This is a genomic window from Bacillus cereus, assembly GCF_002567495.1.
Taxonomy (GTDB): Bacteria; Bacillota; Bacilli; order Bacillales; family Bacillaceae_G; genus Bacillus_A; species Bacillus_A cereus_AQ.
This window is the reverse complement of sequence record NZ_NVAP01000132.1, coordinates 1-257: the sequence shown is the minus strand read 5'-3', so window position 1 is coordinate 257 and position 257 is coordinate 1. Positions and strand designations below refer to the sequence as shown.

The following is a 257-nucleotide window of genomic DNA, read 5'->3' as shown; positions in this document are numbered from 1 at the left end:
TTGTAAAGATGTTTATCATACTCACGTTGTTCGTTTCTATTTTTTCTAGGTGGAATCACAGGATTCATTCCTTGTTTTTTGGCAAAGCGAACGATTTCATCAGAATCATAGCCTTTATCGGCAATAAGATGTTCTGCCTTTACTCCTGTAATCAAATCAACAGCTTCTGTAAAATCGGACACTTCCCCACCAGTAATCATGAATTTTAGAGGATTTCCATTCGCATCTACAACCAGATGAATCTTTGGGTTTAGCCC

Annotated in this window: 1 protein-coding gene; it reads right to left on the bottom strand. The window is 37.7% G+C overall.

Annotation, left to right across the window (positions count from 1 at the left end; genetic code table 11):
* On the bottom strand, positions 1 to 257 hold a 257-nt coding region (locus tag COK05_RS30810), incomplete at both ends, for a transposase (protein WP_141539332.1).